The 4,015-nt window shown below is 67.2% G+C and carries 6 protein-coding genes; 2 read left to right on the top strand and 4 right to left on the bottom strand.

The window, feature by feature from the left end:
* Together AB0J24_RS28650 and AB0J24_RS28645 are read right to left on the bottom strand one after the other, a co-directional pair.
* A partial coding sequence (locus AB0J24_RS28650; RefSeq protein WP_358686991.1) for a transposase occupies window positions 1–143 on the bottom strand: 143 nt, incomplete at its 3' end.
* 60 nt (window positions 144–203) lie between these two features.
* Window positions 204–932 (bottom strand): helix-turn-helix domain-containing protein, encoded by a 729-nt coding sequence (locus AB0J24_RS28645; protein WP_358686989.1) that lies wholly within the window; start codon window positions 930–932, stop codon window positions 204–206.
* Between the two features lie 89 nt (window positions 933–1,021).
* Between AB0J24_RS28645 and AB0J24_RS28640 the strand changes: the two genes are divergently transcribed.
* A complete protein-coding gene (locus AB0J24_RS28640; RefSeq protein ID WP_358686988.1) occupies window positions 1,022–1,672 on the top strand; it encodes a maleylpyruvate isomerase family mycothiol-dependent enzyme in 651 nt (216 codons plus the stop codon).
* Between the two features lie 4 nt (window positions 1,673–1,676).
* Window positions 1,677–1,958 (top strand): DUF1905 domain-containing protein, encoded by a 282-nt coding sequence (locus AB0J24_RS28635; RefSeq protein ID WP_358686986.1) that lies wholly within the window; start codon window positions 1,677–1,679, stop codon window positions 1,956–1,958.
* Window positions 1,959–2,148: 190 nt separating this feature from the next.
* Here the strand turns inward: AB0J24_RS28635 and AB0J24_RS28630 are convergent, their stop codons facing one another.
* Window positions 2,149–2,766, bottom strand: coding sequence for a wax ester/triacylglycerol synthase domain-containing protein (locus AB0J24_RS28630; RefSeq protein WP_358686984.1), 618 nt, complete (start codon window positions 2,764–2,766; stop codon window positions 2,149–2,151).
* Window positions 2,767–2,837: 71 nt separating this feature from the next.
* The gene (locus AB0J24_RS28625) at window positions 2,838–3,920 is read right to left on the bottom strand and encodes an MFS transporter (RefSeq protein WP_358686982.1); all 1,083 of its coding nucleotides are present in this window, start codon (window positions 3,918–3,920) and stop codon (window positions 2,838–2,840) included.
* Window positions 3,921–4,015 lie beyond the last annotated feature (95 nt).

The following is a 4,015-nucleotide window of genomic DNA, read 5'->3' as shown; positions in this document are numbered from 1 at the left end:
CGCAGGGCCTCGACCCAGTTGCGCAGGGTCTCGTGGTTCACACCGAGCTCGCGAGCCACGTCGCGGACCGAACGGCCCCCGTCGAGAGCCAGCTCCGCGGCGTTACGGCGGAACTCCTCGGGGTACCTACTTCGACGCCCCATCGCACGTCCTCCTCCTCGGCTACTGCCAAGTCTGGAGGCGTCCGGCCAGTAGGTGTCACTTCAGACAGCTGGCGGTGTCGGGACAGGCAAAGTGGATGACAGTGCTTCCGGGTTGCCAGCGAGACTGGTCGCCTGGATGAGCACATCAACTGCGCGAGGAGTTCCGTCCACCCGCACGCCCGGCAAAGCACCTAGAGCAGTGCCGCCGATGATGCAGGCTTTCCACTCAGCGGTTGTGGCATGTACCTCGGCTTCGGCCGGGCCAGGCCTCGAGGCTTTTTCGATAGTGGTGCCCTGGGGAGCGATCGTCGCCGAGTAGGGAACCGGCGCGGATGCCTCGATGCGCGAGTCGGTCAGGAACAGGGTGACGCGCACAGGCGGGGTTGCTGTGGCGTCGCCTCGCGCGTGGGCACGCATGGAGAGCACGAGCGTGTCGGGGCTCATGTCTGCATCCCAGGGAAGTGTCGGTGATGCGACCGCCCACATCGAGAGTGCCTTGTTGACCGCTTCCAACCGCAACCCCCACGGGGTGAGTTCGTACACATCAACGTTGGCTGGAGCGGGGAGCGTCGAGCGGATGGCGATGCCGCGCGATTCCAAGTCGCGCAGGCGGCGCGAGAGCACGGTGGGGCTGATCCCGATCACGTCGCGTTGGAGCTCGGCAAACCTCTTCGGGCCGAGGAAGAGTTCGCGCACGACGATCAGCGTCCATCGCTCACCGATGAGGTCAAGCGCATGGGCAGCCGCGCAACCATCGCTGTAGGAGCTGTAGGAACGTCTCGAACTCATGGCTTCATCGTACTGCGTGCTACTTGACCTCTAGTAGACACTACATATAGCGTAGTGCTAACTATACTAATGCAAGGTGAGGTGTTGGGATGTCGCTTACGAAGCCCGAGGTATGGGAACTCGTCCACGCCGAGCGACGCCGGTTGCTGGACGACCTCACGACCGTCGACGCGCCACGCTGGGAGACGCCGTCACTGTGTCGCAACTGGACGGTGCACGATGTGCTCGCGCATGTGGTCGACACGGCGAAGACCGGGAAGATCGCCTTCGTCTGGAGTATGGCGCGCGCGAGGGGCGACTTTGACCGCGCCAACGAGGACGGCGTGCGTCGATGCAAGCGCGACGACCCCCAGCAGACCCTGGCCGACTTTCGCCAGGTACTCGATCTGCGGCGAATCCCGACCGCGCATCGGGCCACCCGGCTCGTTGAAGCTATTGCCCACGGGGAGGACATCCGCCGACCGCTGGGAATCTCCGGCGACTATCCCAGCGCCGCAGTGCATGAAGCACTCGCCTATCAACTCCGAACTCCCGCATCGTTCGGAGGAAGCCGTGAGCACGCCGAGGGGTGCCGCCTCACCGACTCCGATACCGGAGCAAGTTGGGGCGAGGGGTTGGAAGTGACCGGCAAGGCTGTCGATCTGCTCCTCGCCGCAACGGGGCGCACGATCACGCCAACGCTGCTGGCCGGGCCAGGTGCTCACCGCTTGATGAAGACCAATGAGGACACAACGGAGTAGACCCATGACGAATGATGATGCGACCGAAACCACCCTTGGCACATTCACGCTGACCGTCGTTGCGGATGCGACAAGCGGGTGGACGTGCGTGCAGGTGCCGGACTCAGCCACCCTCTTCGGTACCGGAAAGACCGTCAAGGTTCGTGCCCGTGTGAACGGGCACCCCTACGAGGCGACGATGCTCCCCATCGGCGGCGGCACCCACATGCTCCCGCTGAGAGCGCCGTTCCGCCGCCAGCACCAGCTGGAACTCGGCGACCAGATCGAACTGACGCTGCTGCAATAGTTCGCTGCGATGTCCGCGCCAGTGCACGCAGGATAAGCAAGTCTGATGCCCGGTTTAGCAACCCCGGTACGGCAGCGTGATCCTGCATCGTTCCGCTGGGTCGCGGCACGCACTGTGGCTCATCGCCAAGCCGCAGAGACTTTGACAGTCCATGGCTGCGTGCGGATTGCGGTCGTCCGCGAGGGCTCGATCATCCTGCACCCTGACACCGTGCGGCGGAGGTCGGCATCGACGGGAGACGTGCTGCTGCTCCTGCCGGGCGTGGCGTTCGGGTGGGAGCCGGAGGGCCGCACAGTCGTGACGACGGTGCTGCTCGATACCGACTACCTGCTTGGTGTTCTTCTGGCAGCACCTCGTCGCCGCCCGGGTCCCCGAATGCATGCTGCAGGGCGGACAGATAGGTCATGCCGTCGCCCATGCTGTGGTGCAGGCGCAGCACGAGCACGCTGTTCCGGCCCGGGGCACCCCGGAAGTACAGGGCTTGCCAGGGCGGTGCGCCGTCGTCGAACGGCCGGTCCAGCAGATCGGGCAGCCTGGACAGCACGGCGCCGAGCCCGTCCTCCCCGACGGAGACTTCGGTGAGGTGGTCGTCGATCCGCACGGGCCCGGGCGCCGACCAGTTCTCAGCCCACGGGGACCGGTGGGCCACCCGCTGGCGGAACCGCGGCACTGTTTCGGCGAGCCGCGCCAGCTCGTCGCGGATCTCGTTGTGACCCAGCTCCCCGTCCAGCTCCAGCAGGAAGACCATCGACACGTTGACGTCGTGGGTCAGACCGAGCGTCAAGTACGTTAGGTCTGTCACGCTCATCGTGCGGCGGAACACCATTCACCCCCAGGTGCGTGTCCGGCACCGGTCGCGGCGCCGGGTCATTTGTGGTGTCAGACGCCACCGGTGCGATGGGCGATCTCGGACAGGACTGCCGCGACCACCAGGACGGCGGCCGGTATCAGGACGAAGGCCGGCGCGCCTAGCGCGGCGATCGTCACCCCGCCGAGCGCGCCGGACAGCGCGATCGACAGGTAGAGCACGGCGCCGCCGAGCGCGACGACGAGCGACGCGTTCTCCGGAGCGGCGCCGATCAGCTGATGGGTCTGCGGCGTCGTGATCGAGAACCCGACGAGGCCGTAGACGACTACTGCTGCGACAGCCGTCGGGTACGACGACGCCAGCGTCGGGAGTGCGGCGAACAGGACCGCCAGCAGCACCAGCGCTCCGGTGACAATCCTGCGCCCTCCGACCCGGTCGACAAGCTGCCCCGCGATCAGGTTCCCGACGACGCCCATCAGGCCCAGGCCGAGGAGAAGCCCTGCCAGCCCTACGCCATCGCCGCCGGTCGCCGTCCCGAAGACCGCCGAGATGTACGTGTAGGGCGTGTAGATCGCGGTGAACGCGACGAGGGCGCCCAGCAGCAGCAGCACCAACCGGTTCCGCAACGGGCTCAGGCGCGCCGCGAACCCGCCCGCGCTCGCCGTGACCACGTGCCGCGGCACGGTCATCAGTACGGCCGCGCCGGCGAGCACGGCCAGTGCGGCGAGCCCCCACATCGTGGCCCGCCAGCCCACGACAGCGGCCACCGCCGTGCCGAGCGGGGCCCCGAGGGCGGTGCCGAACGTGAGGCCGGTCGTGACTACGGCGATCGCCTTGCCTCGCTGCTCCTCGGGTGCGAGCGTCGCCGCGGTGACGGTAGCGGTGGGGAGATAGAAGCCAGCCCCCGCCGCGGCGACCGCTTGCGCGCCCAGCAGCACCCCGAACCCCGGGGCAAGCGCACTGCCGACCGTGCCGAGCAGGTAGAGGCCGATCGAGAGCAGCAGCACGGTCCGCCGTCGCCAAGTGGCGGTGAGGGTCGCCAGCACCAGCCCGGCTACGGCGGCTGTTACTCCGAACACCGTGACCACCTGCCCGGCGACGCTGACGTCCAGGGCGAATGCCCGGCCGATGTCCGGCAGGATCCCCGCGAGCACTGAGATGCTTCTATGACTGTCAAGTGGTCATCGGGGATGTGTGGGTGGCTGTGAGGAGCCGGAAGAGTTCGCGGCTGATGTAGCGCTTGAGGATG

It is taken from the genome of Pseudonocardia sp. NPDC049635, from assembly GCF_040659795.1.
In the GTDB taxonomy this organism is placed as follows: domain Bacteria; phylum Actinomycetota; class Actinomycetes; order Mycobacteriales; family Pseudonocardiaceae; genus Pseudonocardia.
The sequence above is the reverse complement of the archived record's forward strand: the minus strand, read 5'-3'. Positions and strand labels throughout refer to the sequence as shown.